Below are 14,652 nucleotides of genomic sequence, written 5' to 3'. Positions count from 1 at the left end.
AAACGTCTTGTCGGTGTAGCGATTTTGACGTAGCTGAAGGAAATTTAGCTTTCTCCGCAACATCTTTTCTGCATTGTTGTCACGCGTCGTGATGTTTCTGCGTTCGCGCAACCCGGCGTCGCTTTCGTTCCTCTACTGTCAGTTAAAGATTCCAATCGGAAACATCTTAAACCGACAAAAGTGGGCTGAACATGGCGACTATTTCCTCTTCTGAATGTTTGCAGGACCTGGTCGGCGAGCGCCAGCATGATCGCCTCTTGCGCTTGTCATTTCCGCACGATGACGGTCCCTTTGCTCAGTTGCTCGTCAACCAGTTGCACGCCTCGGAAGGATTATCGAAGCCGTTCGAATTTGTCGTCGAACTGTTGTCGGGCGATCCAGGCATTCCACTGAAAGAAGTTCAGGGAAAGCTCATGTGCATCGAGCTGGTGCGCAAGGATGGCAGCCTGCGTCATTTTTCCGGCCACGTATTTAGTTTTTCTTTGAAACGCGTCGATGGTGGCTTGTCGTTTTACGAAGCCCGGCTGGCGCCCTGGTTCAAGTATTTGAGCCTGCGCAAGGACAACTACCTGTTTCACTACACCTCCCTGTACGAGCAGGCCAGGAGCATCTTCGGGGATTACGCCAATCTGGCCGATTGGGATTGGCGGGTACAAGGGGCAAGCGGCGTAATGACCGATTGCTGCCAGTTCGACGAGACCGACAGCAATTTTCTGGAACGGCGCTGGGCTGCCGCCGGCATTTTCTATTGGTTTGAACACAGCGCCACTGGTCACAAACTGGTGTTGTCGGACGATTCGAGCGCCGCCCCTGCAATCGACGGAAGCGATCCGGAGATACCGTTCCAGCGCCATGGCGGCGCAGTCGAGGAAGATGGCATTGCCGAATGGTCGCCGGGGCGCCAGATCACGGAGGGCAGCATTGCCCTGGTTTCCTACGACTTCAAGGCGCCACAGCCGGCTCTCACCTCCCTGCCGACTGTTCATCAGCAAGGCCAGGTATTGCATGTGGAGTCCTATGAATACACGGGCGCTTTCGGGTTCAAGGATGGCGGCGATGCGCGTTCGCTGGCCCAGACCCGCATGGAGGGGCTGGAAGCGAGCGGCAAGCACTTCAAAGGCGCGGGTAACAGTCGCTATGTCATGCCGGGGCGCTGGTTCCGGCTTACCGGTCACTTCGACCGAGGGGCGACGGAGCATGACGAGCAGGCCAGGGAGTTCCTCATCGTCGAGGTGATTCACAGTGCGAGCAATAACTACCATGTGAGTTCGACGGCGCCCTCCCACTACGGCAATACGCTGGTCTGTGTGCGAAAAATTGTGCCATGGCGTGCACCGCGCAGTCATCACAGCAGCGAGACAAAGATCCACGGCATCCAGACAGCCACTGTCGTCGGTCCCACCGGTGAAGAAATTCATACGGACATGTATGGCCGTGTACGAGTGCAGTTTCATTGGGACCGCGCTGGGGCCAACGACGAAAAGAGTTCGGCATGGATCAGGGTGGCGACGCCGTGGGCGGGTGAAAATTTCGGCATGGTATCAATTCCGCGCATCGGGACGGAGGTGCTGGTGCAGTTCATGGATGGCAATCCGGACCGGCCGATCATCACCGGCATGGTGCCGAATGCGAATACCCTGCCGCCGTGGGCGCTTCCGGCCAACAAAACCCAGAGCGGGATCCTGTCGCGTTCGACGCCCGGCGGTCAGTACGACAACGCGAACGCACTGCGCTTCGAAGACAAGAAGGGGCAGGAGCAGTTGTGGCTGCATGCGGAGAAGGATCAACTGACCGAAGTCGAGCACGACGAAGACAAATGGGTCGGCAACGACCGGCGCAAGACGGTGGACCGTGACGAAACCAGCCATATCAAGCGCGACCGGACCGAAACGGTGGACCGGGATGAAACGATCACGGTGCATCACGATCGTACCGAACGGGTCGACCATGATGAACGTATCAGTATCGGCGGCAACCGCAGCGAAGATGTCGGCGTCAATGAAACGATCTCCATCGGCGCCAACCGCACCGAGACCGTGGGCAAGAACGAAACGATCAGCGTTGGCGTGAACCGCAGTAAAACGGTTGCTAAAAACGAGAAAGACAGGATCGGTAAAAACTGGTCGATCAATGTCGCCCGCATGAAGACCGAGACGATCGGCATGGCATCCATGCAGAACGTCGGCATGGGCCGGATCGACACGGTGGGCATGGCCTACAACTTGAACGTGGGCATGATCATGGCGACGGTGGTGGGACGCAGCCAGACGACCAAGGTCGGCAAGGTTGTGTCGGTATCGGCCGGCGAGACGATCGAACTGGTGTGCGGCGGATCGAAGTTCGTGATGACGCCGGACGCGATTTACCTGGAAAGCAAAGACATCCATATCAAGGCGAGCGCGAAGGTTCATGTCGACGGGCCTGCCGATGTGCTTCTCAATTCCGGAAGTGCGGAAAGTGCTCCGGGAAGCGACGGGGAGAAGGCCAAATGACCGCCCCGCTTCCTGCGGACCACGGGCGCGCCGCGAGCAACGCCACCATCGTCAACCACACGGGTATGCCGCATTTCTGGTTTCAACAGACAGGCCCGGAAGGTGAGTGCCTCGATGTGCTTGTGGTACGCGCCACGTTCGATTTTGCGGCGCATGGCGAGACCATTACGCTCGCGCAAGAACAACATCCTGTCGTTGCTGGCGATACGTATGCCGGGCCGGTATCGAGCGATCCGCTGCGCTCCGTGATACAGGAAGATGGCGATCTGGTGCCGTATAAACCCGGCACCGACATTCTTGTCAGCGGCCACGCACTGGCCCCGGGCGGACTGGCATGCGCCCAGTGGGTCGCCGGGATACGCGTTGGCACGCTCAAGAAGCTGGTACGTTTGCATGGTCCGCGCCAGTTCCGCAAGCAGGCGTTTGGCTGGCGCCTGGGGACGGCTTCACCTGTCGAATCCGTATGCCTGGACTACCGGTTGGCGTACGGTGGCTGCGTTGACGTTGCGGCTGCATTCACCAGCGACGGCGAGGCGGACACGATCAGGCACAGCGCCAATCCGGCGGGCATTGGCTGGTTACCTGCGCCGGGCGATTACAAGCATCTGGGCCGGGCTGGGCGCACATTCGTCGCGCGCTGGGTGGCTGAACAAAAGATGCTCGCCGCTCCCCAGATCGAGGCGCCGCTCGATCCCGTCACCCATCCTTTCTCGCGCTTGCCGCCGCAGGGATTGAGCGCGATCGTACGCTGGTGTACGCCGCGCGTGGATTACCAGGGCGACTTTGACGCGCTCTGGCGCGCCAAGCGGTATCCACTGCTGCCAGAAAATTTCGATTCGCGCTATTTCCAAAATGCTCCCGCCGACATGGTCATTACCCCGCATTTGCGCGGTGACGAAACCGTGACGATGACAGGCCTGCTTCCTGATAAAACGGACATGGTTTTGCCCGGATGGATGCTCATTGTTGTTGCCCGGCTTGCCAGCGGAGGCAATGTGATCAGCATCCCGCTGCTCGACACCCTGCGTTTCGATCTGGACCGACGCCAGGTGTCAATGGTCTGGCGCACGCATTTCTACGACGACGATCCTGTGGTGGACATTGCGATCGCGGCTACTTCCTCCGGGAACGCAGCCGCGCCAGCTCAGCCGGAAGTGCAACCATTGAGCGGGGTGGATGATGGGGCAGACCCGACATATCGCGCACGCTGAGGGTTGGCTGGCTGTCGCAACGGAGTCCGACCTGTGCAAGGTGGGCAAGTGCATCGTCGCGTTTAACAGCTTCGCGCGGCTCGATCACCAGTATGCGGCATCGCCGGATGTGAAGGCGCGGGGGACGCCGGTGTACCGCGTCGGCGATCTTTTCAAGAATACGCAAGCGAATGCGGGTGCGCATATTGTTTCCGGGACATCGCTGAATACTGGCTATCTCCAGATACTGGAGGGCCACTCCAACGTCAAGGTCAACGCAATACCTGTGGCGCGCCATGACAGCGCCTGCCGTATCAATTGCGACAGCACCGGCATGGGCGGTGCGCGAGGGCGGATCGTGACGATGACCAAAACCGTTGCGGCTGCGGTGGCGAAACCAGCCGGCGCGCCGCCAGGTGCTGGGGCGCGTGTCAGCAAAAAACTTCTTCAATTGAAAGCGCTGCGGGACGCATTGAGGGAAGGGCGTCTGAACCTGGATGCGTTTGACGGCATCTTCGATTTCGATCGTGCAAATGCGGTGTTGAACGGTTGGATTAGCGACCGGCAAGGAACTCCAGGAACCGTCAGCGATTGGTATGCGCAGCTGGAACGGGGGGCACTTGGCGCTACGAAGGACTTCGTCATGGGCATAGGCGAACTTGCGTATGAAGCGGTTAAAGGCGTGCCCAAGTTGGCTCGCGAGATGACACCGACGGGAAGTGTGCTTGCTAGTCTGGACCGCCAGATACTTGCCGAGGAAATCAGCCTGGGAAATATCGAAGCCCCCAGCATCACGAAGGATGTGGTGGGCATGGCCAAGGCACTGGTCAAGCCTGTGACCGATCCATGGATGAAGGGACAGTACGTTGAAGCGGGGACGCGAGGCGGGATTGAACTATTCACTCTCGTGATTACGCCGATTAAAGCGCTACGTGCCGCGCAAGCAAAAAAACTGTCGGATCTGGCGAAGGCCAAGGATGCAGCCGCTGCTGCGAGCGCTGCCTCTCTCTCCAGCACGACTGGTGGTGCTACCGTCGCAACCGGAAGCAGTGTAGCTGGGAGCGCTAGTAGTGCTGCCAAAAAGACAGCTACCGCTGCTGTCGGTTCGCCCGCTATCAGCTCGACTGCTGCTGTAGGCGCGCCTGCCGTCCGCGCCACTGCGGCTGTCGGCACACCGGCGGTGAGCGCTACCGCAACGCCTGGCACTAGCGCCGCCTTGTCACGTGGGGGCGTCTACGTCGCACGTGTCCCAAAGCGAGCACGGCCGCCAGCAAACGGATATACGGGGCCAAATGCATATAAGACTCATGGGATTGTTGATAGTCCTGCCAATAGCCCCGAAGGACGAAGACTCGTGGAGTCGTATACATCTCAAGGTTTCACGCCAGCGGAGGCAGCAGATAAAGCGAGCAATTTGATGGCGAGTGGATCAACTCTGCCAAAAGCAGTTGACTTAGCACCTGGCCAATCTCTCTATAAATTAGTCCCAGAAGGCGATATTCCTGGAAAATATTCAGCCTTTTTTGCGACGAAGGACGAAATGTCATCCTTGAAAGGCATGAGCTACGATCAAATTTCCGATCGTCTTGGAATCCCTTTGGAAAGCCAACAAACTGTACGCTTTGACGTTCACGAAGTCGTAGCAAACAGGAAAATTACGGTGTTTGAATCGACGATTGCCAGAACTTCGCAAAACGGATATCTTCAACCGGGAGGTGGGGTTCAGACGCTGATCACCGATCGGAGCGCGTTTACGTCCCCTGTTCTAATTGGAAAATTGCCATGAATGTGACGAAAAAAAGGCTTGTCAGATTGGTGGGGAATACTGGTTTCTATGCCGAAGTGGATGTGGTGAAACTTAGACGTATTGCAAAGAATCTCCTGAGCTATATACAGACCAATATTGACCCGAATAATGATGAGTATGGCATATTGAAATGGGTGGTTCCGATGTGTAAAGCAGTTCTTGATGGTTCGATTCAGCTGCCTGTGCCCTACGTGGACTTGCCGCTTAGTTATCCCATGCGCGAAGGACTCCTGCCCTTGGATTTTCAGGAAATTTTTTCTGAATTCAGAGTGACTGCGTCCGGGATGGCTTTGACTATGTCAGAGAAAATCGTCATCGATGGTGTTCCGCACATGTATGCAGATTTTGAGGAGTGAACACAGAATCTACTGGTATTGTTTACATGTGCGCGGGGTCGAAGGCTGCCGCTCTACCTAATCCCTCCAGAAACTATTTCTGGTCGACGAACTCAAACTCCACCAGCGCCTCATCCGGCCAGCTTGCATCATGCAGCGGCACCATATACGTCGTCCGGTCCTCCCTCACCGCGTCGGCCGGCGCCGTTTCGCTGCGTTCCCCCGCCACCATGCGATACCCGGCCAGCGCGCGCGGCGCCAGTTGCAAGACATGCACGCGCGCCGTCCGGCACGGCCCCCCGAACGCGCTGATGATGGTGCGCTTGGCGAAGCCCATGTCCTTGCGGTCCACCGCCCAGCGCACCTCGCATTCGAGCCGCAGGTCGCCCAGCCGGCGCGCGTTGGCCGGCACCTCGGGCGTATGCACGGAAGGGCGCCAGCGGAAGCTGCCTTTCTTGCGGTTGAGGAGCACTTCGGCTTCCTCGTCCAGCGCCGCCTGGTTGCGCGGCATGGCAAACGTGCCGTCGGCAGCCAGCGGCACCGCCATATTGGTCTCGTTGCCGGCGATACGGATGGTCACGCCCTCGATGCTGGCGTTCGGCGTGCTCGGGCGTAGCAGGAAGCGCAGGGCCGCTGCCGGCGCCAGCGTGTGCTTCGCATCGAACGCGTCGAGCCCGGCAACAAACGCGCGGTAAGTCTTGAAATCCGGGTCGCGCAGGGCGTTGACCTGCACCGTCCCGACCTCCTTCGCCGCGTCGGCTTCCTTGGCCGCCCCGGCTTCCTGGGCGGAAGCGGCGCCGGCGGCCAGCAGCATGGCAATCAGTAATGGCAATGTCATCAAAGTCTATTCGTAACGTAAACAATCGACCGGCAACAGGCGCGAGGCGCGCCGCGCCGGGTAAAAACCGAAGAACACACCCACCAGGCTGGAAAAGCCGCAGGCCACGATCACCGCCGACAGGCTGATGACGACATCGAACTTGCCGGTGGCCGTGATCGCCGCCGCCAGGCCCATGGCAATGGCAATGCCGAGCACGCCGCCGGCAAGGCAAATCACCACGGCTTCGGTCAGGAATTGCAGCAGCACATCGCGCGGCTTGGCGCCGATGGCCATGCGGATGCCGATCTCGCGCGTGCGCTCGGTCACCGACACCAGCATGATGTTCATGATGCCGATCCCGCCCACCACCAGCGAGATCGCGCCGATCAGGCCGAGCAGGGCGGCAATGCCGGCGCTGATCTTGCCGGCGGTCTCGGCAAACGAGGCCAGGTTGTCGATGCGGAAGTCGTCCGGCTCTTCGAACTTGATGTGATGGCGGTCGCGCAAGGTTTCATTGATGTCTTCGATGGCATCCTGCAAGTTGCCGTCCGACTTGCCCTGCGCCACGACGTAATGCACATTGTCGGGGAAGGGGTTGCGGATCAGGTGGGCGCGGGCGGCGGTGATCGGCACCAGCACCAGTTCCGACAAATCCGGCCCGTCGATCTGCTTGCCTTCGCCGTGCAGCACGCCAACGACCTGGAAGGCGACGTTTTCGATGCGGATATATTTGCCCAGCGGGTCCATTTTGTAGAAGAACTGGTCGGCCACCTTGTGTCCGATGATCACGCTGCGCGAGGCGGCGCGCACGTCGGCTTCGCTGAACACGCTGCCGAGCTCCATCTTCCAGTTGCGGATCTTGAACATCGCAGGCGTCACGCCGCTCACGCTGCTGGACGAGGTTTCGTTGCCGACTGCAAGCTTGAAGCCGCCTTGCAAGGCCGGTGCGGCGCCGGCCAGGCTCGGTAGGGTATTCAGGGCGGCCGCATCGGCCAGGGTCAGGGCGGGAGCGGCGCCGGTGCGCATGCGCTGGGCCGCAGCGCGGTTGCCGCCCGGCGAAATGAACAGCATGTTGGTGCCCAGCGCTTCGAGTTCCTTGCCGATGAAGCGCTGCATGCTGTCGCCCAGGGCCAGCAGCAGCACCACCGAAGTGATCCCGATGATGATGCCGAGCATGGTCAGCGCGGTGCGCAGGCGGTTCGCGCTCATCGAACGGAACGCTTCGATCACGACCTGGAAGAAGTTCATGCGGCGTCTCCGTGCGCCAGCGCCTGCTGCTCGTGGCTCAGCGCCAGTTCGCGCAAGCCCTCGGCGGCGGGGCCGTCGTACAGCACGCGCCCGTCTTTCAGGCGCATCAAGCGCTTGCTGTAGGCGGCGATGTCGCTCTCGTGCGTGACCAGCAGGATCGTGATGCCGCGTTCGCTGTTGAGTTGCTGGAAGGAACGCATGATCTCGACGCTGGTCTGCGTATCGAGGTTGCCGGTCGGCTCGTCGGCCAGGATCAGCGGCGGGTCGCCCACCAGGGCGCGGGCGATCGCCACCCGTTGTTGCTGGCCGCCGGACAATTGATTCGGCGTGCGTTTGGCGTAATCGGCCAGGCCCACCCGTTCCAGTTCGACCAGGGCCTTGGCATGGGCTTTGGCGCGCGCCACCCCGGCGTAGATCAGCGGCAAGGCCACGTTTTCGGCCACGCTCATGCGCTTGATCAGGTTAAAGCTCTGGAACACGAAGCCGATGGTCCGGTTGCGCACGGTCGCCAGTTCGGCGCGCGACAGGGTGAGCGTGTCGATGCCGTTGAGCAGGTAGGTGCCGCCGGTAGCTTGGTCCAGGCAGCCGAAAATATTCATCAGGGTCGACTTGCCCGAGCCGGATTGCCCCATCACGGCCAGGAAGTCGCCGCGCGGCACCAACAGGTCGATGCCGAACAGCACTTGGGTTTCCATGCTGCCCGAAAAATAGCTTTTCGTGACCTGGCGGATATCGATCAGCGGCGTCGCTGTCCCTGGCGCCGGCATCAGAAGTCGCTCTTGGCGGCGGCGTTGGCGCGCGTAATGACCTTATCGCCCTGTTTCAGGCCGCCCGACAGCACTTCGGTGTAGCGGAAGTTGGACAGGCCGATCTTGATGTCGACCGGCCTGGCCTCGTTCTTCTCGTCGAGCTTGTAGACCTTGAAGATGCGCGCCGTTTCGCTCTTGCTGCGAAAGGCGATGTCGTCTTCCTCGGCGGGTGGCGGCACCGCAGCCGGGGTTTTGCCGCTGGCCTTTTGTTTTTTCTGTTCCTTTTCCACTTCCTCGTCGCTGAGGCGAAAGCGCAGGGCGGCGGTGGGAATGCGCAGCACGTTGGGACGGTTGCCGACCACCAGGCGCACCTGGGCCGTCATGCCCGGTTTGAGCAATTCTTCCTTGTTTTCGACGTCGAGCACGACGTTGTAGGTGACCACGTTCTGCACCACGTTCGCCGCCAGCCGGAACTGGCGCATGCTGGCCGCGAATTCGCGGTCGGGGTAGGCGTCGACGACAAAGTGGGCCGGCTGGCCATCTTTCAGCGCGCCCACGTCGGCTTCCGAGACGCTGGTGTCGATCTGCATCTTGGTCAGGTCCTTGGCGATCTGGAACAAATTCGGCGTGGTGAAGGAGGCCGCCACGGTCTGGCCCAGGTCGATGGTGCGCTTGATGATCACGCCGTCGATGGGGGCGCGGATCACGCTGTTGTCAAGGTCGGCCTGGGCGCGCGCCAGTTGCGCCTGGGACAGCTTGATATTGGCCTTGGCCACGTCGAGCTCGCGGCGCGCCTGGTCCAGGGTCAGGCTGGACACGTAATTTTGCGCCACCAGCTGTTCGTTGCGCTCGAAGTTCGCTTGCGCCAGGCGCATCGACGCTTCGGCCGAGGCGAGGCCGGCTTCGACCTGGCGGATCTGGGCGTTGAAGATGGTCGGGTCGAGTTTCAATAGCACCTGGCCCTTTTTCACGTGGTCGTTGAAGTCGGCCTTGAGCTCGACCACGGTGCCCGACACTTGCGAGCCGACATTGATCAGCGCCACCGGGTTGATGGTGCCGGTGGCCGTGACGGTCTGGGTGATGGTGCCGGTGTCGACCAGCGCCGAGCGGTAGCGCGACTCCGGGATCACGGGCGGTTTTTTCGATTGCAGCCAGGCGGCGCCGGCGACGCCGGCGGCGATCACGGCGATCAGGATGGCTACGCGTTTCCGGGTGAATAGGGACATGGGCTTCGACAAGGCTGGCGCGGCTGCGCGACGTTGTAGTGTCCGCCATTTATGCTAATTAAGCAACATGCATACGTGCAACTTTTTCGTGGACGGGGAAAATATCGATGATCTCGATCACGTTGCGCAGGCGCGTCATGAACAGGTCGAGCAGGCCGGGGTCGATGGCGCGCAGCTGGAGGAAGACGACGTCGTCGGCGGCGCTGCTGTCGAGTTCGAGCGCGGCCAGGTGCAGGCCGCCCCGGCGGGCGATGGCCAGCACCGCTTCGAGGGTGTCCAGGGTGGCCGCCTTGGGGACGGAAAAGTGGAGGGGCAGGTGGCTATCGTTCATGCCTGAAAGGATATCCCGGGGGCGGCGGAATAGGCTTTCGAAGTGGGCGCTGGTTTCGATGTTGGTGGAAGAATCTTCTGCTAAAGATGTGGTATCGTGGAAATTCTTCCTTGAAGGGGTGAAAAGCCATGAATGCTGCCGAACTTGACGAGATTGACCGCAAAATCTTGCGCGAGCTGCGCCGCGACGGGCGCATCTCGAATACCCAGTTGGCCGAGCGCATCGGGCTGTCGGCCTCGCCGTGCTGGAACCGGGTGCGCCAGATGGAGGAGGCCGGGGTGATCGAGGGCTATACGGTGCTGCTGAACCAGCAGGCGCTGGGCGTGCCCGATACGGTGATGATCGAGGTGACCCTGGACCGGCATGACGACGATACCTTCGAACGCTTCGGGCAGGCGCTGGCCGACATGCCGGAGGTGCTGGAGGCGTATTTATTGACCGGGGAGTACGATTACCTGATCAAGGTGGCGGTGGCGGGGACGGCGGGGTATGAAGAGTTTTTACGGCGCAGGTTGTACAAACTGCCGGGCTTGCGGCACAGCAGGTCGACGTTTGTGTTGCGGGTGTTAAAGCGCAGTCATTCGCCGGAGCCGTAGAGCTCGTCGTTCCCGGCCTCGGCGGCCCCCTTGGCGGGAACCCAAGTTTTTTGAGCTGCCAGTGGCTGCTGCACGAACTTGGGTTCCCGCCTGCGCGGGAACGACGGAGTCAGCGGCGGGAACGACGGAGTCAGCGGCGGGAACGACGGAGTCAGCGGCGGGAACGACGGAGTCAGCGGCGGGAACGACGAGATCTTGATGCCTACACCGCACTAAACCTCACCACCCGATTCCGTCCGGCGCCTTTGGCCATGTACAGCGCCCGGTCGGCTTCGCCCAGCAACACGGCAATATCGCTCGGATGCTCGAGCGCGTGCGTCGCCAGGCCAATGCTCACCGTGACATACCCGGTCAGCTCGGCCTTGGCATGCGGAATCCCCAAGTCGGCAATGCGCTCACGCATCTTCTCGGCCAGCACCTGGCTGTGTTCGGGCGTCATCTCGGGCAAGATCACGGCAAACTCTTCCCCGCCATAGCGCGCGATCAGGTCCGCCGGGCGCTGCAGCATGGCCGCCAGCGCGTGCGCCACCTTGATCAAGGTGTCATCCCCCTGCTGGTGGCCGTAATGGTCGTTGTAGGGCTTGAACGAATCGATATCGATCATCAACAAGGACAGCGGCGTGCCCGAACGCTTGGCGCGGCGCATTTCCTTTTCCATTGCCACATCGAAATGGCGGCGGTTGGCAATCCCGGTCAAGCCATCCGAAAAGGTTTGCGAGCGCAACTCGAGCGCCTGGTCGCGCAGCAAGCGTTCGCGGTGAACCGCCACGCTCACATCGGTAATCTGGATCAGGCAATGGCGCGCCAGCCCCGGCACGTCGAGCGGCGTGACGGCCACCGCTTGCTGCATGCGCTCGCCCGTGGCGCGCGCGGCGGCATTGACGTACAGCCCGAATGGCGCCTTGTGCAAGGTCTGCGACAACACCGATGGAAAATTGTCGCGCAAGGCCTGGCGCACCGCGCTGTCGATGCGCTTGCCGGTGAGCTCGGGGAACAGCAGGAAAAAATCCTGCCCCACCACGCTGTCGGCTGGCAAGTCGGAATACTGGCTCATCCAGCGGTTCCACACCACCACCCGGCCCGCGTGGTCGAGCACGATGGTGCCGAGATTGATCGCGCCCAGCACGCTTTCGAGCATGCCCTGGCCGGGTGCCGCGGCGTGGGCCATGTCAGGCCGGACCCATGATCTTGGCAAGGTAGAGGTCGACCTGGTCTTGCAGGTCTTGCAGCGCGGTCAGGTCGAGGATGAAGGCCACATAGCCGTGGATCTGGTGTTTTTCGAGGATGAAATCGATATGCAGCATCAGCACCACGGTGTCGCCCTGGCCGCCGGTGGCGCTCAGGATCTCTTCGCTGGTGCCGACATGGTATTCGGGCAGGGAGCCGCTCAGTTCCTGCGCGAAAATATTGGCCAGGGTGCCGACGCAGGAATTGAGGATGATATTGCCGATTTCGCTCAGCGCTTCCTGCTCCATCTCCGTCAATTCCTTGAGCGGCACCGACTCGCCCACCATCAGGCGCACGATGTCGAGGCTTTTGTCCTCGGGGAACATGAGGATCGCTTCGGTCTTGAACGCGCCTTCGTAATGCTGGCTCACGCCGCACACACGGGCGCTTTCCTTGTTGCCAAGCATCTCAGCGGCGTCCGCACGGTTCAGGAAGCTGATCGACGGCACCGACATCGTCACTTCTTCATTGACGATCTCGCTCATCGACTTGGCCGCGTGGCCGACGCCGATGTTGAAGATTTCGACCAGCGCATCGTGCTGCAGTTCGCTGAGATTGAACATGTTCACTCCAGGGCGCCGATCAGGGCATGGATGCGCGCTTCGGTGATGGGCTTTTCCAGGAAACCGATGCCCAGTTCGTTGGCGCGGTTGCGGGTGGCGTTCTGGACATTGGCGGTACACAGGGAAATATGGGCGTCCGGGCAAGCCGCACGCAGGTGCTCGGCGGCGGCCAGGCCGCCCATGCCGGGCATGTTCACGTCGATCAGGATCAGCACGGGCGTGAGCGTCTTGACCTTCTCGATGCCTTCTTCGCCGGTGCCGGCCTCTTCCACCTGCCAGCCGGGCTGCTTGCTGAGGATGAATTGGCGGGCCATCAGCCGCGATACCCGACTGTCATCGATGACGAGGACCGTTTTCGTTTCGTTCATGTCACTTTCCCAGAGAATCTATGCATCGAGGCATTTTCGCATAGTTTCCCACGCCGTATAGGTAAAACGGGGCAGCCGTGCCACCGACGGGGTGACGTTCATGCGACATGGCAACAAAAAGGGGCAGGAAAGGTGTATTGGCGGGGTGTGATCCGTTAAAATAAGGGCATTCTTCCATTTTCTCCCCTAATTTTTGACATGACTCAAGACGAATTGAAACAAGCCGTGGCGCGCGCCGCGATTGCCTACGTGGTTGACGGCGCCATCATCGGCGTCGGCACGGGCTCCACCGCCAATTTCTTCATCGATGAGCTGGCCACCATCAAGGACCGCATCAAGGGGACCGTGGCCTCGTCCGAAGCGACCGCGGCGCGCCTGCGCGGGCACGGCATTGCCGTGTACGACCTGAACGACGTGACCGAGATTGCCGTCTACATCGACGGCGCCGACGAAATCACCGCCAGCGGCGCCATGATCAAGGGCGGCGGGGCGGCCCTGACGCGCGAGAAAATCGTCGCCTCCGTCTCGCGCCAGTTCGTCTGCATCGCCGACGGCTCCAAGCTGGTGCAGACCATGGGCGCCTTTGCGCTGCCGGTCGAAGTGCTGCCGATGGCGCGCGCGGCCGTGATGCGGCGCCTGGCGGCCCTGGGCGGCCAGCCGCGCCTGCGCCTCAAGGCGGGCAGCGAGCAAGCGTTCATCACCGATAACGGCGGCGAGATTATCGACGTGGCGGGGCTGTCGATCACCGCTCCGCTGGCGCTGGAGCAAGAAATCAACCAGATCGTTGGCGTGATCGCCGTCGGCCTGTTTGCCCAGCGCGGGGCCGATGTGTGCCTGCTGGGAACAAGCGAAGGCGTGAAGACGCTGACGTTTTAATCGTTACACGACATCGATGCGGCAAGACATCGATCAAACATGCATTTAAAGAAGTTCAACGATGGGGATAACATGAAGCGATTGCTTTTGGCGGTGACGTGTGTGGCGGTGGTGCTGGGTGGCTGTTCGTCGGTCGGGAAGAAAAAAGTCGCGGTGCGGCAAGCGCCGGTGAAAGTCGCCACGGTGCAAGCGCCGGCGCTTGACGCCAAGGGCCAGCCGATCGCGCATGTCGCGTTCCGTCCGGGCATTTCATCGGTGACGGTGGAAAATATGGCCAAGAAACAAGGTTGCACGGGCGGCGTTGGGGCCGGCCTGATGACGCCGCCGGGTCCGGTCGAGGTGTACCGCATGGTGTGCGATAACCGCACCATTTACCAGGCCAAGTGCGAATTGCGTCAGTGTAGAGCGATTTAAACGCGGGGGGTAAACACCGGTGCCAGGTCTGACATTCGGACACGGGCTCATCCGCAAGGCGGATGAGCCCGTGTCCGAATGTCAGACCTGGCACCGGTTGGGCCGGTTGGGGTGTCAGTCAGCCGGTGGCACGTAGCCTTGGGCTGCGTCGGCGCCGTCGCCGAAGAAGTGTTTTTCCATCTGCGTGGCCAGGTATTTGCGCGCGCGCTGGTCGGCCAGGTTCAGGCGGTTTTCATTGACCAGCATGGTCTGGTGCTTGAGCCAGGCGGCCCAGGCTTCTTTCGAGACCGTTTCCCAGATTTTCTTGCCCAGCTCGCCCGGGTAAGGTGGAAAGTCGAGTCCTTCGGCTTCCTTGTTCAATTTGACGCAATGGACGGTGCGGGCCATGTGTACTCCTCAAGCGGATATGT

The 14,652-nt window shown here is 60.9% G+C and carries 16 protein-coding genes; 7 read left to right on the top strand and 9 right to left on the bottom strand.

What is annotated here, in order from left to right; all coding sequences use genetic code 11:
- Positions 1–191: 191 nt before the first annotated feature.
- From F0185_RS21355 to F0185_RS21340, 4 genes are read left to right on the top strand one after another with little or no spacing between them, the layout of a single operon-like run.
- Positions 192–2,492, top strand: a complete 2,301-nt coding sequence (locus tag F0185_RS21355) for a type VI secretion system Vgr family protein (protein WP_229477125.1) — start codon at positions 192–194, stop codon at positions 2,490–2,492.
- Positions 2,489–3,703: a DUF2169 family type VI secretion system accessory protein gene (locus tag F0185_RS21350; RefSeq protein ID WP_167227852.1), complete on the top strand. Its 1,215-nt coding sequence runs from the start codon at positions 2,489–2,491 to the stop codon at positions 3,701–3,703. The genes F0185_RS21355 and F0185_RS21350 overlap by 4 nt, the downstream gene beginning before the upstream one ends.
- The gene (locus F0185_RS21345) at positions 3,669–5,468 is read left to right on the top strand and encodes a hypothetical protein (protein WP_167227850.1); all 1,800 of its coding nucleotides are present in this window, start codon (positions 3,669–3,671) and stop codon (positions 5,466–5,468) included. Before F0185_RS21350 ends, F0185_RS21345 begins: the two co-directional genes overlap by 35 nt.
- Positions 5,465–5,845 carry a hypothetical protein gene (locus F0185_RS21340; protein ID WP_167227848.1) on the top strand — a complete coding sequence of 127 codons (381 nt, stop codon included), beginning with the start codon at positions 5,465–5,467 and terminating at the stop codon, positions 5,843–5,845. Before F0185_RS21345 ends, F0185_RS21340 begins: the two co-directional genes overlap by 4 nt.
- A gap of 73 nt (positions 5,846–5,918) precedes the next feature.
- Here the strand turns inward: F0185_RS21340 and F0185_RS21335 are convergent, their stop codons facing one another.
- From F0185_RS21335 to F0185_RS21315, 5 genes are read right to left on the bottom strand one after another with little or no spacing between them, the layout of a single operon-like run.
- Positions 5,919–6,662: a hypothetical protein gene (locus tag F0185_RS21335; protein ID WP_167227846.1), complete on the bottom strand. Its 744-nt coding sequence runs from the start codon at positions 6,660–6,662 to the stop codon at positions 5,919–5,921.
- A gap of 6 nt (positions 6,663–6,668) precedes the next feature.
- A complete protein-coding gene (locus F0185_RS21330) occupies positions 6,669–7,892 on the bottom strand; it encodes an ABC transporter permease (RefSeq protein ID WP_229477124.1) in 1,224 nt (407 codons plus the stop codon).
- Positions 7,889–8,659: an ABC transporter ATP-binding protein gene (locus F0185_RS21325; protein WP_229477123.1), complete on the bottom strand. Its 771-nt coding sequence runs from the start codon at positions 8,657–8,659 to the stop codon at positions 7,889–7,891. Before F0185_RS21325 ends, F0185_RS21330 begins: the two co-directional genes overlap by 4 nt.
- Positions 8,659–9,867, bottom strand: coding sequence for an efflux RND transporter periplasmic adaptor subunit (locus F0185_RS21320; RefSeq protein ID WP_167227844.1), 1,209 nt, complete (start codon positions 9,865–9,867; stop codon positions 8,659–8,661). The genes F0185_RS21325 and F0185_RS21320 overlap by 1 nt, the downstream gene beginning before the upstream one ends.
- Before the next feature lie 58 nt (positions 9,868–9,925).
- Complete coding sequence (locus tag F0185_RS21315) at positions 9,926–10,198, bottom strand: hypothetical protein (RefSeq protein WP_167227842.1); 273 nt, start codon at positions 10,196–10,198, stop codon at positions 9,926–9,928.
- A gap of 128 nt (positions 10,199–10,326) precedes the next feature.
- Here F0185_RS21315 and F0185_RS21310 point away from each other — a divergent pair, with 128 nt between their 5' ends.
- Entirely contained in the window at positions 10,327–10,794 is a 468-nt protein-coding gene (locus F0185_RS21310) for an Lrp/AsnC family transcriptional regulator (RefSeq protein WP_167227840.1), read from the top strand.
- 202 nt (positions 10,795–10,996) lie between these two features.
- Here the strand turns inward: F0185_RS21310 and F0185_RS21305 are convergent, their stop codons facing one another.
- Genes F0185_RS21305 through F0185_RS21295 form a run of 3 tightly spaced genes read right to left on the bottom strand, consistent with a single transcriptional unit; the run spans position 10,997 to position 12,952 of the window.
- On the bottom strand, positions 10,997–11,962 hold the full coding sequence (locus F0185_RS21305) for a sensor domain-containing diguanylate cyclase (protein ID WP_229477122.1): 966 nt from the start codon (positions 11,960–11,962) through the stop codon (positions 10,997–10,999).
- Position 11,963: 1 nt separating this feature from the next.
- Positions 11,964–12,584, bottom strand: coding sequence for a chemotaxis protein CheC (locus tag F0185_RS21300; RefSeq protein ID WP_167227838.1), 621 nt, complete (start codon positions 12,582–12,584; stop codon positions 11,964–11,966).
- 2 nt (positions 12,585–12,586) lie between these two features.
- The gene (locus F0185_RS21295) at positions 12,587–12,952 is read right to left on the bottom strand and encodes a response regulator (protein WP_167227836.1); all 366 of its coding nucleotides are present in this window, start codon (positions 12,950–12,952) and stop codon (positions 12,587–12,589) included.
- Between the two features lie 198 nt (positions 12,953–13,150).
- On the opposite strand from F0185_RS21295, the gene rpiA reads away from it, so the two are divergent.
- Complete coding sequence (rpiA, locus tag F0185_RS21290; protein WP_166895114.1) at positions 13,151–13,828, top strand: ribose-5-phosphate isomerase RpiA; 678 nt, start codon at positions 13,151–13,153, stop codon at positions 13,826–13,828.
- 72 nt (positions 13,829–13,900) lie between these two features.
- The gene (locus F0185_RS21285) at positions 13,901–14,242 is read left to right on the top strand and encodes a hypothetical protein (protein WP_167227834.1); all 342 of its coding nucleotides are present in this window, start codon (positions 13,901–13,903) and stop codon (positions 14,240–14,242) included.
- Between the two features lie 114 nt (positions 14,243–14,356).
- Here the strand turns inward: F0185_RS21285 and F0185_RS21280 are convergent, their stop codons facing one another.
- Positions 14,357–14,629, bottom strand: a complete 273-nt coding sequence (locus F0185_RS21280; protein WP_126074017.1) for an oxidative damage protection protein — start codon at positions 14,627–14,629, stop codon at positions 14,357–14,359.
- Positions 14,630–14,652: the final 23 nt, after the last annotated feature.

It is taken from the genome of Massilia rubra (genome assembly GCF_011682065.1).
GTDB classification, from domain to species: Bacteria; Pseudomonadota; Gammaproteobacteria; order Burkholderiales; family Burkholderiaceae_D; genus Telluria_A; species Telluria_A rubra.
The sequence above is the reverse complement of the archived record's forward strand: the minus strand, read 5'-3'. Positions and strand labels throughout refer to the sequence as shown.

What these genes read in the sequence shown, in the direction of transcription:
- F0185_RS21315 (WP_167227842.1), bottom strand. Translation starts at nt 10,198, where the DNA reads ATGAACGATAGCCACCTGCCCCTCCACTTTTCCGTCCCCAAGGCGGCC.
- F0185_RS21335 (WP_167227846.1), bottom strand. Translation starts at nt 6,662, where the DNA reads ATGACATTGCCATTACTGATTGCCATGCTGCTGGCCGCCGGCGCCGCT.
- F0185_RS21285 (WP_167227834.1), top strand. Translation starts at nt 13,901, where the DNA reads ATGAAGCGATTGCTTTTGGCGGTGACGTGTGTGGCGGTGGTGCTGGGT.
- F0185_RS21330 (WP_229477124.1), bottom strand. Translation starts at nt 7,892, where the DNA reads ATGAACTTCTTCCAGGTCGTGATCGAAGCGTTCCGTTCGATGAGCGCG.
- rpiA (WP_166895114.1), top strand. Translation starts at nt 13,151, where the DNA reads ATGACTCAAGACGAATTGAAACAAGCCGTGGCGCGCGCCGCGATTGCC.
- F0185_RS21320 (WP_167227844.1), bottom strand. Translation starts at nt 9,867, where the DNA reads ATGTCCCTATTCACCCGGAAACGCGTAGCCATCCTGATCGCCGTGATC.
- F0185_RS21295 (WP_167227836.1), bottom strand. Translation starts at nt 12,952, where the DNA reads ATGAACGAAACGAAAACGGTCCTCGTCATCGATGACAGTCGGGTATCG.
- F0185_RS21280 (WP_126074017.1), bottom strand. Translation starts at nt 14,629, where the DNA reads ATGGCCCGCACCGTCCATTGCGTCAAATTGAACAAGGAAGCCGAAGGA.
- F0185_RS21300 (WP_167227838.1), bottom strand. Translation starts at nt 12,584, where the DNA reads ATGTTCAATCTCAGCGAACTGCAGCACGATGCGCTGGTCGAAATCTTC.
- F0185_RS21345 (WP_167227850.1), top strand. Translation starts at nt 3,669, where the DNA reads ATGATGGGGCAGACCCGACATATCGCGCACGCTGAGGGTTGGCTGGCT.
- F0185_RS21355 (WP_229477125.1), top strand. Translation starts at nt 192, where the DNA reads ATGGCGACTATTTCCTCTTCTGAATGTTTGCAGGACCTGGTCGGCGAG.
- F0185_RS21305 (WP_229477122.1), bottom strand. Translation starts at nt 11,962, where the DNA reads ATGGCCCACGCCGCGGCACCCGGCCAGGGCATGCTCGAAAGCGTGCTG.
- F0185_RS21350 (WP_167227852.1), top strand. Translation starts at nt 2,489, where the DNA reads ATGACCGCCCCGCTTCCTGCGGACCACGGGCGCGCCGCGAGCAACGCC.
- F0185_RS21340 (WP_167227848.1), top strand. Translation starts at nt 5,465, where the DNA reads ATGAATGTGACGAAAAAAAGGCTTGTCAGATTGGTGGGGAATACTGGT.
- F0185_RS21325 (WP_229477123.1), bottom strand. Translation starts at nt 8,659, where the DNA reads ATGCCGGCGCCAGGGACAGCGACGCCGCTGATCGATATCCGCCAGGTC.
- F0185_RS21310 (WP_167227840.1), top strand. Translation starts at nt 10,327, where the DNA reads ATGAATGCTGCCGAACTTGACGAGATTGACCGCAAAATCTTGCGCGAG.